Annotated in this window: 20 protein-coding genes and 1 tRNA gene; 16 read left to right on the top strand and 5 right to left on the bottom strand. The window is 68.2% G+C overall.

The annotated features are described in order from the left end of the window. Positions 1-21: 21 nt before the first annotated feature. Positions 22-1,242, bottom strand: a complete 1,221-nt coding sequence (locus FFS23_RS08590) for a dicarboxylate/amino acid:cation symporter (protein ID WP_137898270.1) — start codon at positions 1,240-1,242, stop codon at positions 22-24. Between the two features lie 59 nt (positions 1,243-1,301). Here FFS23_RS08590 and glmM point away from each other — a divergent pair, with 59 nt between their 5' ends. The 7 genes from glmM (at position 1,302) to FFS23_RS08555 (ending at position 8,622) form a co-directional block, all read left to right on the top strand. Next, positions 1,302-2,654, top strand: coding sequence for a phosphoglucosamine mutase (glmM, locus tag FFS23_RS08585; protein WP_137898269.1), 1,353 nt, complete (start codon positions 1,302-1,304; stop codon positions 2,652-2,654). Further along, on the top strand, positions 2,654-2,878 hold the full coding sequence (locus FFS23_RS08580; protein ID WP_137898268.1) for a DUF1272 domain-containing protein: 225 nt from the start codon (positions 2,654-2,656) through the stop codon (positions 2,876-2,878). The genes glmM and FFS23_RS08580 overlap by 1 nt, the downstream gene beginning before the upstream one ends. Before the next feature lie 618 nt (positions 2,879-3,496). Further along, complete coding sequence (gene thiD, locus FFS23_RS08575) at positions 3,497-4,297, top strand: bifunctional hydroxymethylpyrimidine kinase/phosphomethylpyrimidine kinase (RefSeq protein ID WP_171009427.1); 801 nt, start codon at positions 3,497-3,499, stop codon at positions 4,295-4,297. After that, positions 4,298-4,984: a ribonuclease HII gene (rnhB, locus tag FFS23_RS08570; protein ID WP_137898266.1), complete on the top strand. Its 687-nt coding sequence runs from the start codon at positions 4,298-4,300 to the stop codon at positions 4,982-4,984. It abuts the gene before it with no gap. Between the two features lie 175 nt (positions 4,985-5,159). Further along, on the top strand, positions 5,160-6,311 hold the full coding sequence (locus tag FFS23_RS08565) for a site-specific DNA-methyltransferase (protein WP_038663953.1): 1,152 nt from the start codon (positions 5,160-5,162) through the stop codon (positions 6,309-6,311). 299 nt (positions 6,312-6,610) lie between these two features. Continuing rightward, positions 6,611-7,666 carry a dihydropteroate synthase gene (gene folP / locus FFS23_RS08560; protein ID WP_137898265.1) on the top strand — a complete coding sequence of 352 codons (1,056 nt, stop codon included), beginning with the start codon at positions 6,611-6,613 and terminating at the stop codon, positions 7,664-7,666. A 71-nt stretch (positions 7,667-7,737) separates the two neighbouring features. Continuing rightward, positions 7,738-8,622, top strand: coding sequence for a bestrophin family protein (locus tag FFS23_RS08555; RefSeq protein ID WP_038663948.1), 885 nt, complete (start codon positions 7,738-7,740; stop codon positions 8,620-8,622). Here the strand turns inward: FFS23_RS08555 and FFS23_RS08550 are convergent, their stop codons facing one another. Next, complete coding sequence (locus FFS23_RS08550) at positions 8,623-9,363, bottom strand: SDR family NAD(P)-dependent oxidoreductase (RefSeq protein ID WP_137898264.1); 741 nt, start codon at positions 9,361-9,363, stop codon at positions 8,623-8,625. It lies immediately after the preceding gene. Positions 9,364-9,399: 36 nt separating this feature from the next. Continuing rightward, on the bottom strand, positions 9,400-10,818 hold the full coding sequence (locus FFS23_RS08545; RefSeq protein ID WP_038663941.1) for a sigma-54-dependent transcriptional regulator: 1,419 nt from the start codon (positions 10,816-10,818) through the stop codon (positions 9,400-9,402). Positions 10,819-10,973: 155 nt separating this feature from the next. Here FFS23_RS08545 and FFS23_RS08540 point away from each other — a divergent pair, with 155 nt between their 5' ends. The 8 genes from FFS23_RS08540 to FFS23_RS08505 all read left to right on the top strand — a co-directional run bounded on the left by FFS23_RS08540 (position 10,974) and on the right by FFS23_RS08505 (position 15,818). Further along, complete coding sequence (locus tag FFS23_RS08540) at positions 10,974-11,096, top strand: aa3-type cytochrome c oxidase subunit IV (RefSeq protein ID WP_137898263.1); 123 nt, start codon at positions 10,974-10,976, stop codon at positions 11,094-11,096. Positions 11,097-11,107: 11 nt separating this feature from the next. After that, the gene (locus FFS23_RS08535; RefSeq protein WP_137898262.1) at positions 11,108-12,229 is read left to right on the top strand and encodes an NAD(P) transhydrogenase subunit alpha; all 1,122 of its coding nucleotides are present in this window, start codon (positions 11,108-11,110) and stop codon (positions 12,227-12,229) included. A 2-nt stretch (positions 12,230-12,231) separates the two neighbouring features. Further along, positions 12,232-12,477: a type II toxin-antitoxin system HicA family toxin gene (locus FFS23_RS08530; protein WP_249340595.1), complete on the top strand. Its 246-nt coding sequence runs from the start codon at positions 12,232-12,234 to the stop codon at positions 12,475-12,477. Continuing rightward, positions 12,474-12,689: a type II toxin-antitoxin system HicB family antitoxin gene (locus tag FFS23_RS08525; protein WP_137898261.1), complete on the top strand. Its 216-nt coding sequence runs from the start codon at positions 12,474-12,476 to the stop codon at positions 12,687-12,689. The genes FFS23_RS08530 and FFS23_RS08525 overlap by 4 nt, the downstream gene beginning before the upstream one ends. A gap of 12 nt (positions 12,690-12,701) precedes the next feature. Then, positions 12,702-13,001: an NAD(P) transhydrogenase subunit alpha part 2 gene (locus FFS23_RS08520; RefSeq protein ID WP_038667399.1), complete on the top strand. Its 300-nt coding sequence runs from the start codon at positions 12,702-12,704 to the stop codon at positions 12,999-13,001. Between the two features lie 45 nt (positions 13,002-13,046). After that, positions 13,047-14,555, top strand: coding sequence for an NAD(P)(+) transhydrogenase (Re/Si-specific) subunit beta (locus FFS23_RS08515; RefSeq protein ID WP_137898260.1), 1,509 nt, complete (start codon positions 13,047-13,049; stop codon positions 14,553-14,555). Positions 14,556-14,748: 193 nt separating this feature from the next. Then, positions 14,749-15,687, top strand: coding sequence for a MarR family winged helix-turn-helix transcriptional regulator (locus FFS23_RS08510; protein ID WP_249340594.1), 939 nt, complete (start codon positions 14,749-14,751; stop codon positions 15,685-15,687). Positions 15,688-15,742: 55 nt separating this feature from the next. Then, positions 15,743-15,818: transfer RNA gene (locus tag FFS23_RS08505), tRNA-Val, on the top strand. On the opposite strand, the gene FFS23_RS08500 is transcribed toward FFS23_RS08505, so the two are convergent. Next, positions 15,819-16,547, bottom strand: coding sequence for a hypothetical protein (locus tag FFS23_RS08500; protein WP_038663924.1), 729 nt, complete (start codon positions 16,545-16,547; stop codon positions 15,819-15,821). It lies immediately after the preceding tRNA gene. 4 nt (positions 16,548-16,551) lie between these two features. Continuing rightward, entirely contained in the window at positions 16,552-17,760 is a 1,209-nt protein-coding gene (locus tag FFS23_RS08495; RefSeq protein ID WP_137898259.1) for a toxic anion resistance protein, read from the bottom strand. A gap of 197 nt (positions 17,761-17,957) precedes the next feature. Between FFS23_RS08495 and typA the strand changes: the two genes are divergently transcribed. Then, positions 17,958-19,802, top strand: coding sequence for a translational GTPase TypA (typA, locus tag FFS23_RS08490; protein ID WP_038663919.1), 1,845 nt, complete (start codon positions 17,958-17,960; stop codon positions 19,800-19,802). The last annotated feature ends 41 nt before the right edge of the window (positions 19,803-19,843 follow it).

Below are 19,843 nucleotides of genomic sequence, written 5' to 3'. Positions count from 1 at the left end.
CCTCCCCGCCAGCGGGGAGGATCAGTCGCGCTTCCCCACCACCCCGGTCACCGCGACGTCCATCGTCACGTTGCCGACGGTGCGGAACAGGTCCGGCACCGTCTCCACCGCGACGAGCAGCCCCAGCGCCTCGATCGGCACCCCCATCGCGAACGCCACCGGCGCGACGCTGGCGAAGAAGCTGACGGTGCCCGGGAGCGACACCGATCCCATGGTGGTGATCGCCGCGGTGGCGATTCCCGCGGCGAGCTGCCCCGGCCCGATCGGCACGCCCAGCCAATGCGCGACGTACAGCGCCACCGCGAGGTTCATCGCCGGACTCGTCGCGCGGAAGATCGCGACCGCCACCGGCAGCACGATCCCCGCCGTCGCCGGCGCCACGCCGATCTCGGCCGACCCCTTGAGCATCGCCGGCAGCGAGGCGAGCGAGCTTTGCGTGCTGATCGCCACCGCCTGCGCGGGCGCGACCGCGCGCGCGAAGCGGCGCAGCGGCACGCCGCCGGCGAAGCGCGCCACCGGATAGGCGGCGAGCAATACGATCAGTCCGATCGCCGACACCATGACGATATAATGGATCAGCGCGCCGAACGCCGCCGCGCCGGTCCGCGCGCCGACGCCATAAGCGAGCGCGAAGATGCCGATCGGCGCCAGTTTCAACACCCAGCCGATGATGACCAGCATTGCGTCGGTGATCGCCTGGAACAGGTCGGTCAGCCGCTGCCGCGCCGCATCCTCCAGCCGGGTGATCGCGAAGGCGAAGGCGAGCGTGAAGACGGTGAGCGGCAGGAAGGCGTCGCCCGATGCCGCCGCGACGACGTTGGTCGGTACGATCGTGGCGAAGAAATCGGCGAGCGTCGGCACCTTGCCGAGCGGCGCGGTCGCGGTCAGCGCGCTGCGCAGCGCGACCGACCACGCCTCGGGCAGCGGCCACAGATCGAGCAGCAGCGGCATCACCAGCGCCGACATCAGCGTCGTGCACCACAGGACGACGACGAACAGCACCACCGCGCGCCCGGCGATCCGCCCCGCTCTGGCCGCCTCGGCGGTGGCGGCGATGCCGGTCACCAGCAGTCCGACGATCAACGGCACGATCACCATCTGCAGGCCGTGCAGCCACGCCTCGCCGATCGGCTGGGTGACGCCGGTGACGCGCAGCGCCCAATCCTTGTCGAACGCCACCGCGGCGATACCGAGCGCGATGCCGGCGACGAGCGCCAGCAGGATACGGGTGGCTTGCGACATCGGGTTCCTTGGCGCATCGGGGGATCGAGCAAGCGGCATAGCGGAACGGATCGCACGCAATGGCAAGGAAATATTTCGGTACCGACGGCATCAGGGGCGCGACCAACGCCGGCGCGATGACCGCCAGCATGGCGATGAAGGTCGGCATGGCGGCCGGCACCTATTTCCAGCGCGGCGATCACAAGCATCGCGTGCTGATCGGCAAGGACACGCGCCTGTCGGGCTATATGCTCGAGTCCGCGCTCGTCGCCGGCTTCACCAGCGTCGGCATGGACGTCATCATGGTCGGGCCGCTACCGACCCCGGCGGTGGCGATGCTCACCCAGTCGATGCGCGCCGATATCGGCGTGATGATCTCGGCGAGCCACAATCCCTTCGCCGACAACGGCATCAAATTGTTCGGCCCCGACGGCTACAAATTGTCCGACGAGGCCGAAGAGACGATCGAGCAATTGATCGACAGCGCCAAGGAGGGCGACGTCGCGCTGTCGCCCTCGGTGCAGATCGGTCGCGCGCGCCGCATCGACGACGCGCAGGGCCGCTATATCCACTTCGCCAAATCGACCTTTCCGAGCGACCTGCGGCTCGACGGGCTGCGCATCGTGATCGATTGCGCCAACGGCGCCGCCTACAAGGTCGCACCGCTGGCGCTATGGGAGCTGGGCGCGGACGTGGTCTCGATCGGCATCACGCCGAACGGCACCAACATCAACGACGGCGTCGGCTCGACCGCGCCGCAGACGCTGTCGGAGACGGTGGTCGCGGCGGGCGCCGACATCGGCATCGCGCTCGACGGCGACGCCGACCGGCTGATCGTCGTCGACGAGACCGGCCGGGTGATCGACGGCGACCAGCTGATGGCGACGATCGCCGCGGGCTGGGCGCGCGCCGGGCGGCTGGCTGGCGGTGGGCTGGTCGCGACGGTGATGTCCAACCTCGGCCTCGAACGCCATCTCAAGGCGCAGGGACTGGGGCTCGTCCGCACCAAGGTCGGCGACCGCTACGTGCTCGAGAAGATGCGCAGCTCGGGCTATAACGTCGGCGGCGAACAGTCCGGCCATATCATCCTGTCGGATTACGGCACCACCGGCGACGGCCTCGTCGCCGCGCTGCAAGTGCTCGCCGAGCTGAAGCGCGCCGGCGCGCCGGCGAGCGAGGTGCTCCACCGGTTCGCGCCGCTGCCGCAATTGCTCAAGAACGTCCGCTTCGCTGGCGGCAAGCCGCTGGAGCATGCCTCGGTCCAGTCGGTGATCGCCGCCGCCGAGGCCGAGCTTGCCGGAACCGGCCGCCTCGTCATCCGCCCGTCGGGCACCGAGCCGGTCATCCGCGTGATGGCGGAGGGCGACGACGCCCGCCAGGTCGAGACCGTGGTCGACCGGATCTGCGACGCGGTGCGGCAGGCGGCGGCCTGATGCTGGCGATGCGTCCCGATTGCGAGCGCTGCGGCGCCGACCTGCCGGCGGATGCGCCAGGGGCGTTCATCTGCTCGCTGGAAACCACCTATTGCAGCGAATGCGCCGATGAACTCGACGAACGCTGTCCCGATTGCGGCGGCGAACTGCTCGACCGGCCGACCCGGATCAGCAAGGTGCTGAAGGCGCATCCCGCCGTCGCGGAGCGGCGCTTCCAGAGCTGAGACGGGGGTTCTCGCGCGAAGACGCGAAGACGCGAAGATGGTGCGCGCGCGGCAGCGTCACCTGCTACCGCCGCGGCTGTTCCTGTGGCGGGCAGGGCTATGGCATATGGTTGCGGTGATGAGGCTCGATCGGTTTCCTTACTAGTTACGTCACCCCGGACTCGTTCCGGGGTCCACCGGGCCGCGGGAGAACGGTGTCGAATCAAGCCCTTCCCCTCGCCGCAGGGTGGACCCCGGAACGAGTCCGGGGTGACGGGGTGGGCTTGGACGACGACCGGCTCGCACGAGCGTCCATATATGCGATAGCCCTGCTGCGGCTGGGGGGAAGAGCTGTCGCAAAGCCGCACAAAACACCTTCGCGCCTTCGTCTTCGCGTGAATCGATAGCCTTTCGTATTCTCTGCTCGAGCTGTCGCGTGCGAGTCCCACCGTGCTTCGACAGGCTCAGCACGAACGGTCGGGAAGGAGAAAGCCCTGCCCACCGGGTCCGACCCTCCGCGCCTCTGCGCCTCCGCGCGAACCACCTTCTTCTATTCTCCACCCCCCGACCTGTGGCATGGGCGGCCACCATGGCGCATACGATCAGCCACCCCACGACCATCGCCATGTCCTGCGAGCGATGCCGTCGCGCCGGCACCGTCGGGGCCGGGCGGTGATCCCGCGTGTGCTCATCGTCGCCGGATCCGATTCGGGTGGCGGCGCCGGGATCCAGGCGGACATCAAGACGGTCACGATGCTGGGCGGTCATGCGATGACGGCGATCACCGCGATCACCGCGCAGAATACGCTCGGCGTACAGGCGGTCCATGCCATCCCGGTCGACATCGTCGTCGCGCAGATGCGCAGCGTGGTCGAGGATATCGGCGTCGACGCGGTCAAGATCGGGATGATCGGTTCGGCGGAGACCGCACATGCGGTCGCCGACCTGCTCGACCAGCTCGACGTGCCGATCGTCTTCGATCCCGTGATGGTTTCGACCAGCGGGTCGGTACTCGCCGATGCCGCCACCATGGCGGCGTTCGAACGGTTGATGGGCGTCGCCTCGGTGGTGACCCCTAATATCCCGGAGATGGCGGCGCTCGGCGGGGAGGCGGCGGTGCTCGCGCACGGGTGCCATGTCGTCGCCAAGGGCGGGCACGGCGAGGAGGCCGAGATCACCGATCGCCTGCTGTCGCCGCAGGGCGAGCTTCGCCGCCTGATCGGCAAACGCTTCGACACGGTCGATACGCACGGCACCGGCTGTACGCTGGCCAGCGCGCTCGCCACCGGGCTCGCCAGCGGCCTCGGCATCGAGGCGGCGTTCGAACAGGCGGTGCGCTTCGTCCGTATCGCGATCGTCAACGCGCCGGGTCTGGGCGGCGGCCATGGCCCGATCGGTCATACGCTCGGCGTCGTCCCCTTCGACGAACTGGAGGGCTGAATGCCCGGATGGAAGCATGAGAAGACCTGCCTGCCCCCCGTCGCCGGGGTGGACGAGGCGGGACGCGGGCCGCTCGCCGGGCCGGTGGTCGCCGCCGCGGTGGTGCTGCCCGCAAAGGGCACGCCGCGTGGCATCGACGATTCGAAGAAGCTCTGCGCCGCCGAGCGCGAGCGGTTGTACGGGCTGATCACCACGCGCGGCGTCTATGGCGTCGGCATCGTCGAGCCGGCGGAAATCGACACGCTCAACATCTACTGGGCGACGATGAAGGCGATGACGCTCGCGGTCGATGCATTGGTCGCGCGGCTCGGCTGCGATCCCGGCCATGTGCTGGTCGACGGCAACCGGCTGCCGCGCTGGACCTATCCGGCGACCGCGATCGTCTCGGGCGATGCGCACAGCGTGTCGATCGCCGCCGCCTCGATCGTCGCCAAGCATATGCGCGACGGCATCATGCTGGAGCATGCCGCGGTCCACCCGCAATACAATTGGCATTCGAACAAGGGTTACGGCTGCAAGCACCATCTCGCCGCGCTGCGCGACCATGGACCGACGCCGCTGCATCGCCGCAGCTTCGCGCCGGTCGCCGCCGCCTACGCCCGAATCACGGGCGACGACGCGTCGGCCGCTATCCAGCTCGACCTGCAGGGCATGGACGGCAAAAATTTGCAGCAAAGCGCGCGCTGAGTCTTTTGAGTCACAGACCCCAGCACTTGGGGTCGGTGGCGGCCGCGCTTCCCAACATCTGGGTCGAGAGCATAGCGGCCCGCCGCGGCGACCGAACGGCGGAACCCGACGTTAACCAATCATCCCTTGACGGGAGTCCGCTGTTTCGCGCGAATAGGGCGGCAAGGGGGACGTAATGGCGGTTATCGAGAAGGTCAGGCAGTCGCGGGTCGCGGCGCGCGCAGCGGCGCCGGCGACGGCGCGCCCGGCCGCACCCCTGCCGCTGGACAGCATCATCCGCGGCGATTGCATCGCGGCGATGCGCGCGCTGCCCGACAAGTCGGTCGACATGGTCTTCGCCGATCCACCCTACAATCTCCAGCTCGGCGGCGAGCTGTTCCGCCCCGACGGCACGCACGTCGATGCGGTCACCGACGATTGGGACAAGTTCGACACCTTCGCCGCTTATGACGCCTTCACCCGCGCCTGGCTGGCGGAGGCGCATCGTATCCTCAAGGACGACGGCACGATCTGGGTGATCGGCAGCTATCACAACATCTTCCGCGTCGGCGCCGCGGTGCAGGATCTCGGTTATTGGATCCTCAACGACATCGTCTGGCGGAAAGCCAATCCGATGCCGAACTTCCGCGGCACCCGCTTCACCAACGCGCACGAGACGCTGATCTGGGCGGCGAAGGGCGAGGGCGCCAAATACACGTTCAACTATCGCTCGATGAAGACGCTCAACGACGAATTGCAGATGCGCTCGGACTGGGAATTCCCGATCTGCGGCGGCGGCGAGCGGTTGAAGAAGGGCGGCGTCAAGGTCCATCCGACGCAGAAGCCCGAGGCGCTGCTGTATCGCATCCTGCTCGCCTGCACCAAGCCGGGCGACGTGGTGGTCGATCCCTTCTTCGGCACCGGCACAACCGGTGCGGTGGCGAAGCGGCTGGGGCGCCGCTGGATCGGTATCGAACGCGAGGGCGATTATATCGCCGCGGCCGAGGAGCGGATCGCCGCGGCGCTGCCGCTCGACGAATCGGCGCTGGCGACGATGCAGAGTCCGCGCCAGCAGCCCAAGGTCGCGTTCGGCGTGCTGGTCGAGAACGGCTATCTGACGCCCGGCGCGGTGCTGACCGATTCGAAGCGCCGTTTCCGCGTGACGGTGCGCGCCGACGGCAGCCTGTTGTCCGATTGCGGCGCGGCGGGATCGATCCACAAATTGGGCGCGGCGCTGCAAGGCGCGCCGGCGTGCAACGGCTGGACCTTCTGGCACCATGACGGCGAGGGCAAGCTCAAGCCGATCGACACGTTGCGCCAGACGTATCTGCTCGCCACCCAGCCGTAAGCCATTCCTCCCCGTTCCGGCAGGGCTATCGCATATGGCTGCGGTGATGAGGCTTGATCGGCTTCCTTACCACTTTCGTCACCCCGGACTCGTTCCGGGGTCCACCGGGTTGCGAGAGAACGGTGCCGACTCAAGCCTTTCTCCTCGCCGCAGGGTGGACCCCGGAACAAGTCCGGGGTGACGGGGTGGGCTTGGAAGACGACAGGCCCGCACGAGCTTCCCTATGCGATTGCCTTGCCCGTTCCGGGGAGGAATGCGCGGCGCTTGCCTTGTCGGCGGCGCCGTCGGATGGACCGGCGATGAGTCTCCACCTTCGCCCCGTCCAGTTCGTCGACACCCCCGTCACCCAGCCGGACGGCGCGGTCGCGCGTCTCGCCGGCGGCCTGCAATGGTTCGCCGCCTACGAGGTCATCGAAGCAGGCCGCCGCCGCACCATCCCCGTCGCCGACGTCGCCACCCTCGGCGAGAGCGCCGTCCGCCTCCACGCTGCGATCACCGCGCCGCGCCCGCCGCTCCAACTCGGCGAGCGCGTGCTGCGGCTCGACCAGCCGCTGGTCGCGGGCATCCTCAACGTCACGCCGGACAGTTTCTCCGACGGCGGCCGGCACAGCGACGACCCCGCCGCCGCGGCCGCGGCCGGCGTCGACATGGCCGCCGCCGGCGCGGCGCTGATCGACCTCGGCGGCGAATCGACCCGCCCCGGTGCGGCGCAGGTCTGGGAGGGTGACGAAATCGCCCGCGTCGTGCCCGTCGTCGAGCGGCTCGCGCGCAGCGGCACCCCCGTCTCGATCGACACCCGCAAGGCCGCGGTCATGGACGCCGCGCTCGCCGCCGGCGCGCATATCGTCAACGACGTCTCCGCCTTGCTGTGGGACGACCGCGCGCTCGACGTGGTGGTGCGGGCGCGATGCCCGGTGGTGCTGATGCACTCGCCCGATCCGAAGGAGGGCGGGCACGCGCGTACCGGCTATCGCGACGTGCTGACCGACGTGTTCGACTGGCTCGACGCGCGCATCGCCGCGGTCGTCGCGGCGGGAATCGAGCGATCGCGGATCGTCGTCGATCCCGGCATCGGCTTCGGCAAGACGCTCGCCGAGAATCTCGCGCTCATCAACGGGCTGGCGATCTTCCACGGTCTCGGCTGCCCGATCATGCTCGGCGCCAGCCGCAAGCGGATGATCGGCGCGCTCGACAACGAAGCTCCGGTCGACGCGCGGCTCGGCGGCAGTCTCGCGCTGGCGTTGAAGGGCGCGGAGGCGGGGGTGCAATTGCTCCGCGTCCACGATGTCGCGGCGACCGTCCAGGCGCTGCGGATCTGGCGCGGCCTGCGCGACCGGGCGCTGGTGGGTGGCTGAATTGTGATTTTGCGTTGCAGCAGATCGATTGTTGATGCGTTCGGACCGTTCCGATCCCATCTGGACACGCTATGATCGTTGCAACCACTCCCCGCTTCACCCGCGTCGTCGCCGAAGTCTGGAAGCCGCTGGTGATCCTGTTCATCTGGGATGTCATCGTCACCGTCAGTTACTATGCGCTCGAGTTCAAGGCGCCCTCCCTGCCGCTGACGCTGTTCGGTACGGTGCTCGCGCTGCTGATCGGCTTCCGCGACAATTCCGCCTATCAGCGCTGGTGGGAAGGCCGCGTGCTGTGGGGGGCGATGATCAACGCCTCGCGCAGTCTCAGCCGCGAGGCGCGCAACTTCCTGCCGGTCGACGAGGCGCACGACCTGCGCCGCACGATCGTGATCCGCCAGATCGCTTACGTGAATGCGCTGCGCTGCCAGTTGCGCCGCCAGCCGGTCGACGAGCAGGTGCTCAAATTCCTGTCGCGCGGCGAGGCGGAGCCGGCACTGACCCGCAGCAACATCGCCAACGGCCTGCTCGACGGCACCGGCCGCCGCATCGACGATGCCCGCCGCCGCGGCTGGATTGACACCATCCAGCAGACGCGGATGGAATCGACGATGGTCGACATCGCCAATGCGCAGGGCGGGATGGAGCGGATCAAGAACACGCCGCTGCCCAATCAATATCGTTTCTTCCCGACCCTGTTCACCCACATCTTCTGCATCCTGCTGCCGATCGGGCTGGTCGAGACCTTGGGCTATGCGACGCCGCTCGGCTCGACGCTGGCCGGGCTGATGTTCCTCGCGGTGCTGCAGATCGGCGACGATCTGGTCGATCCCTTCGCCAATACCGTCCACGACGTGCCGCTGACCGCGATGTGCCGGACGATCGAGATCGATCTGCTCCAGTCGATCGGCGATCCCGCCCCCGAACCGACCAAGCCGGTCAAGGGCGTCCTGTGGTGATCACAACGTATAGCCGCCGTCGCTGACCAGGCAGGCGCCGGTGATCAGCGCCGCGGCGTCGGAGAGGAGGAAGCCGATCTGCGCGGCGATCTCCTCGGCTTTCGCATAGCGGCCGAGCGGCGTCGCCAGCACGGCGAGTTCGGCGAAGGCGGCATCGCGGCCGACCGCGGCGACGCGCTCGGCGAACATCGGGATCGCATCCCACACCGGCGTCTCGACCCCGGCGGGTGCGATCGCGTTGACGCGGATGCGGTTCGCGGCACCCTCCTTGGCGGCGACCTTGACGAGATGGATCAGCGCCGCCTTGGACGCGCCATAAGCGGCGACGCCGGCCTCCGCCTTGATCCCCGCCGCCGATGCGGTGGCGACGATCGCACCGCCCCCGGTCATCGCGCGCATCGCGGCGCGCAGCGTCAGGAACGCACCGTCGAGGTTGACGCCGAGGATGCGGCGCCATTCGGCGAAGGACAGATCGGCGATCGGCCCCGCGCCGGCCACCCCCGCATTGACCACCGCACCGTCGATCCCGGCGAGATCCGCGGCCGCTTCGTCCCAGAAATGCTCGTCGGCGACGTCGCCTGCCAGTGCCCTGATCGGACACGGCAAAGCGACCCGCGCCAGTGCCGCGGCATCGACATCGACCAGCACCAGCCGTTCCGCTCCCGCCGCGGCGAGATGCTGCGCGGTGGCGAGGCCGATGCCCGATGCGGCGCCGGTGACGAGGATGTGGCGACAGGGCATCGGCCGATGCTAGCGCCGCGCCGCCGCCGGGAGAAGTCAGGCGGCGTTGTCGATGCCGAGTTCGCCGAGCTTGCGATAGAGCGTCGAGCGGCCGATGCCGAGGCGGCGGGCGACCTCGGTCATCCGGCCGCGATAATGGCCGATGGCGAGGCGGATCACGTCGGCCTCGATATCCTCGAGCGGGCGCAGATTGCCGTCCGGCCGGAACAGCGTGATGCCCCCGGCCGAGGCGCTCGCCGAGCCGATCGTGCCGACGCGGCGGTCGCCGAGCGCGGCGATCTGCGGGAAGTCGGCGCGGGTCAGCGCCGCGCCCTCGCAGAGCACCGCGGCGCGGAACAAGGCGTTCTGCAACTGGCGGACGTTGCCCGGCCAGTCGTATTGCACCAGCAGCGCCAGCGCGTCGTCGGTGATGCCGAGCGGCCGCAACCCCGGCTGCTGCGCGATCCGCGCGAGCAGATGGCGGGCGAGCGCCGGCACGTCGCCGAGCCGCTCGCGCAGCGGCGGGATCGCCACCTGGACGACGTTGAGCCGGTAATAGAGGTCTTCGCGGAACCGCCCCGCCTCGACCTCCTCGAGCAGTTTCTTGTTGGTCGCGGCGATGACGCGCACGTCGACCTCGCGGGCGTGGCGCGCGCCGATCGGCTGGATTTCGCCCGATTGCAGCACGCGCAGCAATTTGACCTGCGTCTCCAGCGGCATCTCGCCGATCTCGTCGAGCAGGATGGTGCCGCCGTCGGCGTCGACGAACTTGCCGATCTTGCGCTCGAATGCGCCGGTGAAGGCGCCCTTCTCATGCCCGAACAGCTCCGATTCGACGAGATTGGCGGGGATCGCCCCGCAATTGACGGTGACGATCGGTTTCTTCGCGCGCGGCGAGGCGGCATGGATCGCATCGGCGACCACCTCCTTGCCGACGCCGCTCTCGCCCTCGACCAGCACCGGCACCCGCGCGCGTGCCGCCTTGGCGGCGATCGCCAGCGCGGCGCGGAAATCGGGCGACGATCCGACGATCTCGTCGAACGCGAGCAGCGCCGGGATCTTCTCGGTCAACGGCCGCAGCTCCCCGGCGGCGGTGCCCGCCACCGCCGCCTCGAGCGCGGCGAGCAGGCGTTCGGGGGCGAGCGGCTTGACCAGGAAATCGGTTGCGCCGGCGCGCATCGCCGCGACCGCGTGCATCACCGATCCGTTGGCGGTAAGCATCAGGATCGGCAGCGCCGGCCGCCGCTCGCGCAATTCGGCGATCAGCGGCGCGGCATCGGCGTCGGGCGCCCAATGATCGAGCAGGATCGCATCGAGCTGCATCCCGTCCTGCGTGCCGAGCTGCGCCAGCGCCATCTCGCCGTCGGCGGCGAAGATCGAGCGCCAGCCGGCGCGGGCGGCAAGCGCCGACACCAACCGGCGCTGCGCGGGCTCGTCGTCGATCAGCAGAAGCAGGCGCTGTCCGTTGCGCGTCATGGTATTTTCCTGTCCCGGTTCGGGGCACCTGATACAAGCCACCGGTAAAGGCCGACTTAAGCCCGCCGGCCGCCGCCCGCCTTGACGGCCGCGGCGCTTTGCGGGCAGGTATCGCCACAAGGGCGCAGACGCCACGAGCAGACGAGGGTTGGACGATGGCCGGCAATGGTGACCTCAAGGCGCATGAATCGACCTATGTCAGCGTCACGAAGATGCTGTTCTGGGGCGCGATCGCCTGCGCGGTGATCGTCGCGCTGGTGATCTGGGCGATCGCATAGGCGCCGATGGCATGAAGATCGCCGTCCTCAGGGAACATGCAGACGGCGAGCGGCGGGTCGCGGCGACGCCGGAGACCGCCAGGAAGTTCGTCGCGCTGGGTGCCGCCGTCGCGATCGAGGCCGGCGCCGGGGTCGCCGCCAGCTACGCCGACCGGGCCTATGCGGAGGCCGGCGCCACCGTCGCCGATCGCGCCGCGACGCTGGCCGGTGCCGACATCATCCTCGGCGTGCAGGGACCCGATCCGGCCGGCCTCGCAGGCGCGGCGCAGGGGGCGTGGATCGTCGCCGGCCTCAATCCGTTCGGCGATCGCGCGCGGATCGACGCCTATGCCGCCGCCGGTTACGAGGCGCTGGCGATGGAGTTCATGCCGCGCATCACCCGCGCGCAGTCGATGGACATCCTGTCGTCGCAGTCCAACCTCGCCGGCTACAAGGCGGTGCTCGACGCCGCGTCGGAATATGGCCGCGCCTTTCCGATGATGATGACCGCGGCGGGGACGGTCAGCGCCGCCAAGGCCTTCGTGATGGGGGTCGGCGTCGCCGGTCTGCAGGCGATCGCCACCGCGCGGCGGCTCGGCGCGCAGGTCTCCGCCACCGACGTACGCGCCGCGACGCGCGAACAGATCCAGTCGCTTGGCGCCAAGCCGATCTTCGTCGAGGCCGTCGCCGGTATCGAGGGCGAGGGCACCGGCGGCTATGCCGGCGAGATGAGCGAGGACTATAAGGCCGCGCAGGCCGAGCTCGTCTCCGGCCATATCGCCAAACAGGATATCGTGATCACGACGGCGCTGATCCCCGGCCGCCCGGCGCCGCGGCTGATCAGCGACGCGCAGGTCGCGTCGATGAAGCCGGGCAGCGTGATCGTCGACCTCGCGGTCGAGCAGGGCGGCAACGTCGAGGGCGCGGTGGCGGGCGAGATCGTCGAACGTCATGGCGTCCGCATCATCGGCCACCGCAACATGGCCTCGCGGCTGCCCGCCGACGCTTCGGCATTGTTCAGCCGCAACCTCTACAATTTCCTGACGACCTTCTGGGACAAGGACGCCGGCCGCCCGGTGCTCGACGCCGAGATCGGCGACGCGGTGCGGCTGACCCGCGACGGGCACATCGTCAACCCGCGGTTGCTCGCCTAGACGTGAGGGCGGAGGCGCTCCTCGAACGGATGCGGGAGGCGCCGCGCGACTGGCGCATCGCGGACATCGAAACGTTATGTCGTGGCTTCGGTATCGCTTGTACGCCGCCCCGTCAGGGGTCACACTATGAGGTGAAGCATCAATCGGTCGCGCAGATCCTGACCATCCCTGCGCATCGTCCGATCAAACCCGTGTATATCCGCGAACTCGTGAAGTTCGTGGACGCGGTTCGGGAGCAGGCTGAATGAACCCGCAGGATTACGAAGTCGACATCGTGCCCCTCCGTGACGACGACGGTGGCGGTTACGCCGCGGTCGTACCGGAGCTACCGGGCTGCCGCTCGGACGGCGATACGCCGGAAGAAGCGCTGGCCAACGCCTATGATGCCGTACGCTGCTGGATGGAAGCGGCCGACGAAATGGGGCGGGCGGTGCCGTCGCCCCGCCGCATCGCCGCCTGAAGGAATGGGATAATGGACTTCGTAGCGATCCTGTCGATCTTCGTGATGGCGTGTTTCGTCGGCTATTATGTCGTCTGGTCGGTGACGCCGGCGCTGCACACGCCGCTGATGGCGGTGACCAACGCCATTTCCAGCGTCATCATCGTCGGCGCGCTGATCGCCGGCGCGGCGGCGGGGAGCAGCGCGTCGAAATGGCTGGGGCTGCTCGGCGTCGTGCTCGCCAGCATCAATATCTTCGGCGGCTTCGCGGTGACGCAGCGGATGCTGGCGATGTACAAGAAGAAGGAGCGGCCGGCGGCGGCCAAGCCGTGATGCGCCACGCCGACGGCCGTCGTCTTTCGAAAACCCGGGGGTAGGATGGAACACGCAACCGCAGGCAGTTCGTTCGCGGCGCTCGCCTATCTGATCGCGGGGGTGTGCTTCATCCTCGCGCTGCGCGGCCTGTCGTCGCCGACGTCGAGCCAGCGCGGCAACCGCTTCGGCATGATCGGCATGACGATCGCCGTGGTGACGACGCTGATCACGCACGTGCCCGTCGACCGGCTGCTGATCAGCGGCTCGACCGCCGCCTACGACTATAGCGCGATGATCGCGCGGATCGATTATCTCACTGTGGTCGAACTGCTCGCCGCGATCGGCATTGGCGCCGCGATCGGCCTGATCACTGCGCGGCGGATCGCGATGACCGCGATGCCGCAGCTCGTCGCCGCCTTCCACAGCCTCGTCGGGCTCGCCGCGGTGCTGGTCGCCGCCGCCGCCTTCCTCAACCCGATCGCCTTCGGCATCGCCGACATGGTGATCCCGATGCTCGGCCAGCCGTTCGCGGCGATCCACCCGGTCAGCCGGATCGAGATGGGGCTCGGCGTCGCGATCGGCGCGATCACCTTCTCGGGCTCGGTGATCGCCTTCCTCAAGCTCAACGGCAACATGGGCGGCAAGCCGATCCTGCTGCCCGGCCGCCACGTCCTCAACCTCGGAATGCTCGCCGCGATCCTGCTGCTGATCGTCGCCTTCACCCAAGACCAGAGCCCCTGGATCTTCTGGACGATCACGATCCTCAGCTTCGCGATCGGCTTCCTGCTGATCATTCCGATCGGCGGGGCGGACATGCCCGTGGTGGTGTCGATGCTCAACAGCTACTCGGGCTGGGCGGCGGCGGCGATGGGCTTTACGCTGCACAACAGTGCGATGATCATCACCGGCGCGCTGGTCGGCTCGTCCGGCGCGATCCTCAGCTACATCATGTGCCGGGCGATGAACCGCAGCTTCGTCTCGGTCATCGCCGGCGGCTTCGGCGCGGAGAGTGGCGGTGGCGGCGACGGCGCCAAGGTCGATCGCCCATGGAAGCGCGGCAGCGCCGAGGACGCGGCCTTCCTGATGAGCCAGGCCGAACAGGTCATCATCGTTCCCGGTTATGGCATGGCGGTCGCGCAGGCACAGCATGCGCTACGCGAAATGGCCGACAAGTTGAAGGCGCACGGCGTCCGCGTCAAATATGCCATCCATCCCGTCGCCGGCAGAATGCCGGGCCATATGAACGTGTTGCTCGCCGAAGCCAACGTGCCGTACGACGAGGTCTTCGAGCTCGAAGACATCAATTCCGAGTTCTCGCAGACCGACGTCGCCTTCGTCATCGGCGCCAACGACGTCACCAATCCCGCCGCCAAGACCGACAAGAGCTCGCCGATCTACGGCATGCCGGTCCTCGACGTCGAAAAGGCGAAGACGGTGCTGTTCATCAAGCGGTCGATGGGCGGCGTCGGCTATGCCGGTGTCGATAACGATGTGTTTTACATGGACAATACGATGATGCTCCTCGCCGATGCGAAGAAAATGGTCGAAGAGATCGTCAAATCGCTCGACTGATCATGGTGCATCCGATTCGGAGGTGATAACCTTCTAAACATGCTTACCGCAGCAGTGATGATGCCGGAACGGAGATGAATGCGGGCGAACCGTTCGCGGTGCCGCTTATTCTGCGTCTATGGGGATCACAACGCTGGCTGACGCCAAAACGGAGAGACGCCCGGCGCGTCCTTATGGCGATCGCGGCCACCCCATGCTGCTGATCGCCGATGCCGCCGCGGCCGCGCCGTTCCATGCCGCGATCGACGCCGTCGGCGCACGCCTGCTCCAGCGCATCGGCTGGGCGGAGGTCGCGGGGCTGCTGCCGCGGCTCGGCGGTCGGCCGGTCTTCGCGGTCGAGGCACGCGACGTGGCGGCGGCGACGCTCGATGCGGTCCTCCCGCTCCTCGCCGATCATCTCGCGGCGGAGGAGGGGCGGGCGGTGCTCGCGCTCGCCACGGCGCAGATCGATCTCGTCGCGCGGCATCTGCTCGGCGAGCGCATCGAATTGCTCTGCGACCCCAGTCCGGCGCAGCGTGTCGTGGCGCTGGCCGAGGCGTGCCGGCGGATGCCGCCGACGCTGCGGGAGGGGCTGTCCGATACGGTGCGCAGCGACCGCGAGCCGTTCCTCCACGCTGGCCGCGAGAGCGACGAGGAGCGGTTGCGGCGGCTGACCGACGGCATGGCGCGTATCTCGCGTTTCGCCGCCGATTTCGTGCACAATCAGCCGATGACGGGCGCGTCCGAACTCGGCGACCGCCGCACGCGCTTCGACGGCGAGCCGGCGATCGGCCACGCCGTGCGGCCGCAGGACGTGCGCCGCGTCATCCATCGCCGGCAGTTGCGCAGCAAGTTCTTCGGCCAGTTCGGCGGCGAGGCGCTGTTCGAGGACCCGGCCTGGGACATGCTGCTCGACCTGTTCGCCGCCGAGCTGGAGGGCGTGCAGGTCAGCGTATCGAGCCTGTGCATCGCCGCCGGCGTCGCGCCGACGACCGCGCTGCGCTGGATCGCCAAGATGACCGAGATGGAGCTGTTCATCCGCCACCCCGATCCCGCCGATCGCCGCCGCGCCTTCATGACGCTGTCGCCGCGCGCCAGCGAGGCGATGCAGGCCTATATGATCGCGCTGCGCAAGATCGAGGCGGCGGGGTGACTGCACCCCCTTGCGGATCGCCGCGCGCTTTGGCAGGGCAGGCGAACCCGTGATGGGGCGATTAGCTCAGTTGGTAGAGCGTCTCGTTTACACCGAGAATGTCGGCGGTTCGAGCCCGTCATCGCCCACCATCACCGGTCGCCGGCCTCGTCGCGATATTTGATCTCCAGGAAGCGCCCGCGTGTCGACAGGCTGTCGAGGTCCGACTGCGCCAGCCGCGCGGTCATGTCGGCGATCTCCTGTTCGATCAGCCGCAACCCCGCGACCAGCTCGGCATCGGGCGTGCGGCCGTTGCGCTCGACCCGGCGCAGCGGTTCGGGAACGCGGGCATAATCGTTGACGAAGGCGGGGAGCTGCTCGCCGATCAGGCGGCGAACCTCATAGGCTTCCTCCTCGCGGCCATCGAGCCGGCCGAGCTGCGGCGACAGCGTCTCGAGCCGCACGCCGATCTGGTCGATCAGCCCGCGCGCCGGCGCGGGGAGGGCGGGGCGCTGCGCCTCGAGCCAGCGTTCGGTCTTGGCGGGAAGCGCCTTGATGTCGACCTCGCGCAGCACCTTCTCGCTTGGTGCGCGGGCGATCGGGGCGAGCGCGATGCCGATCGTCACCGCCGCCATCAGCAGCATGACCGCCAGAAAGCCGAAGATGCCCAACGGGATGAACATGCCGGCGACGCCGGCGGCAAGGAGGATCAGCGCATCGACCGCGCAGATGATCGCCAGCCGCGTGCCGACGCTGGTCGCCTTGCGCTTGAGCCGCTTGCCGTGCGCACGATAGGTCGCACCCGCCTGTCCGCGATAATCCTCGCTGATCCGTGCCATCGCGGCGCGGGCGCGTTCGATCTGCTGGTCGACCTCGGTCATCCGCTCACACCGATTCGAGACGGTAGGAATCGGTCGCGCCCGGTCCCTTGAGCGCGGCCTGGTTGGCGCCCTCGGCGCGGGCGATATAGCCCTTCGACTTCTCCACCTCGCTGCCCAGCGCGGTGACGGTGGTCTTCATCGAATCGAGCGCCTTCAGTTTGAACGAATCGATCGCGTCCATCGTGTCGTAGATGTTCTGGAAGGCGCGCTGCAGCGTCTCCAGCGGGATCGTCGAGGCGGCGGCCTGTTCGTGGATCGCCGCGGTGTTCGAGCGCAGCAATTTACCGGTCGAATCGATGATGTTGGCGGTCGTCGTGTTGAGCTGGGTGATCGATTCGAGCACCAGCTTCTGGTTGGTCAGCGCCTGCGCCACGGTGACCGCGGTGCGCAGCGCCGAGACGGTGGTGGTCGAGGCGCGGTCGACGCCTTTCACCAGCTCGACGTTGTTCTTCTTGACCAGATCGAGCGCGAGATAGCCCTGCACCGTCACCGCCATCTGGGTGAGCAGGTCCTGCGTGCGCTGGCGGGTGTAGAAGAGCGCGGTCTCGCGGATCGCCTTGGCCTTGGCGGGGTCGGTATGGTCGAGCTCGTTGGCCTTGTCTTCGAGCTTCGCGTCCATCGCCTTGCTGAGGTGGATCATCTGTTCGAGCCGCCCCATCGCGCTCCACAGATTGGCGCGCTCGGTATCGATCGCGGCATTGTCCATCAGCAGCTCGTCCTTGCCCGCGGCGAGGTTTTTGAGGATCGAGCTGATATGCGTCTGCGACGATTGGTAGCTGTCGAAATAGTCGCGCATCTTCGACCCGAAGGGGATGATGCCGAAAATCTTCTTGGGGCCGGACAGCGCGCCCTTGCGACCCGGATCGAGGTCCTCGATCACCCGGCGCAGCTGCGCGAGGTCGGCGCCGACGCCGGTGTCCTTGTCCATCGCGCGGATCGGCCGGTCGAGGAAGCGGTTCGACTGGCCCGCGGCCTCGCGGATTTCCTTGGCGCCCATCGCGGTGATCGCATCGACACGCTTGCCGAATTCGGGACTGTTGACGTCCTCGGCGACCAGATCGGCGACGAAGGCGTCGACGCGCGCGTCGAGCTGCGTCTTCTTGGCGTCGTCGATCGGCACCAGCCCGGCGGCACGCTCGGCGCTGACGGTCGGCACCGGCTCGGGCGGGGTCAGCACCAGATCGCGTTCGGGCGTGTCCAGATTCGTCGCCATTCCATTCGTCTCCCAAGCCGTTGCCCGCAAAATGGTCGCGTTCGGGCGCGACGGCAAGTGTGTTGGCGCTGTAATACGCGAACGCGTCGCCTTCAATGCCGGCGCCGCGCGGCGCGTGGAAACGGCTCCCCTTCCCGCGACGCAACATTTCGGCTATGGGGGCGCGCACTCCAAGCTCCATCTATTCAGGAATTCCCATGAGCCTCCGCAACGTGGCGATCATCGCGCACGTCGATCACGGCAAGACGACGCTGGTCGATCAGCTCTTCCGCCAGTCCGGCACCTTCCGCGACAACCAGCGCGTCGAAGAGCGCGCCATGGATTCGAACGACCTCGAAAAGGAGCGCGGGATCACGATTCTCGCCAAGCCGACCTCGGTCGACTGGGCGCCTCCGGGCGGCGGCGAGAGCATCCGCATCAACATCGTCGACACGCCCGGCCACGCCGACTTCGGCGGCGAGGTGGAGCGCATCCTGTCGATGGTCGACGGCGTCGTCCTGCTGGTCGATTCGTCGGAAGGCGCGATGCCGCAGACGAAGTTCGTCACCGGCAAGGCGCTGGCGCTCGGCCTCAAGCCGATCGTCGTCGTCAACAAGGTCGATCGTCCCGACGCGCGCATCCAGGAAGTACTCGACGAGGTGTTCGACCTGTTCGTGTCGCTCGACGCCAATGACGAGCAGCTCGACTTCCCGGTGCTCTACGCCTCGGGCCGCAACGGCTATGCCTCGACCGACATGGACGCGCGCGAAGGCACACTGATCCCGATGTTCGAGACGATCGTCAATCACGTGCCCGCGCCGAAGGTGGAAGTCGAGGACGTGCCGTTCACCTTCCTCGTTACGCTGCTCGATCGCGACAATTTCCTCGGCCGCATCCTTACCGGCCGCGTCAATTCGGGTACGGTGCGCACCAACCAGGCGATCCACGCGCTCGATAACGACGGCAAGATCGTCGAGACCGGCCGTGCGTCGAAGATCATGTCGTTCCGCGGTCTCGACCGTGTGCCGGTCGACGAAGCCAAGGCGGGCGATATCATCAGCCTCGCCGGCCTGACCGTCGCGACCGTCGCCAACACGATCGCCGACATCACCGTCACCGAGCCGCTGCACGCGCAGCCGATCGATCCGCCGACGCTGTCGATGCGCTTCGCGGTGAACGATTCGCCGATGGCGGGCCGCGAGGGCACCAAGGTGACCAGCCGCATGATCCGCGACCGTCTGTTCCGCGAAGCCGAATCGAACGTCGCCGTGAAGGTGACCGAGGCCGCCGACCGCGACAGCTTCGAAGTCGCCGGCCGCGGCGAGCTCCAGCTCGGCGTGCTGATCGAGACGATGCGCCGCGAGGGCTTCGAGCTCGGCATCAGCCGCCCGCGCGTGCTGTTCGGCGAAGACGAGAACGGCAAGAAGACCGAGCCGTACGAAACCGTCATCATCGACGTCGACGAGGAGCATTCGGGCACCGTCGTCGAGAAGATGAACCTGCGGAAGGCCGAACTGACCGACATGCGTCCGTCGACCGGCGGCAAGACGCGCATCACCTTCTCGGCGCCGTCGCGCGGCATGATCGGCTATCACGGCGAGTTCCTGTCGGACACCCGCGGCACCGGCATCATGAACCGGCTGTTCGAGAAGTACGGCCCGCACAAGGGCACGATCGAAGGCCGCAAGAACGGCGTGCTGATCTCCAACGGCGCCGGCGAGGCGCAGGGCTATGCGCTCGGCCCGCTCGAGGACCGCGGCGTGCTGTTCGTCGGCCACGGCGAGGCGCTGTATGAAGGCATGATCATCGGCGAGAACGCCAAGACGGACGACCTCGAGGTCAATCCGATGAAGGCGAAGCAGCTGACCAACTTCCGCGCGAGCGGCGGCAAGGACGATGCGATCCGCCTCACCCCGCCGAAGAAGATGACGCTGGAGCAGGCGATCGCCTATATCGACGACGACGAGATGGTCGAGGTGACGCCGAAGACGATCCGTCTGCGCAAGCGCTACCTCGATCCGAACGAGCGCAAGCGCGCGAGCCGGTCGAAGCAGGCGGCGTAAGCCGGCCGCGATCGTTGCAAACAAAGGGGGCGTCCGAGCGA

Origin of the sequence: Sphingomonas sp. 2SG, from assembly GCF_005503285.1 — a bacterium.
GTDB classification, from domain to species: Bacteria; Pseudomonadota; Alphaproteobacteria; order Sphingomonadales; family Sphingomonadaceae; genus Sphingomonas; species Sphingomonas taxi.
This window is presented reverse-complemented; position numbering and strand designations above follow the sequence as displayed.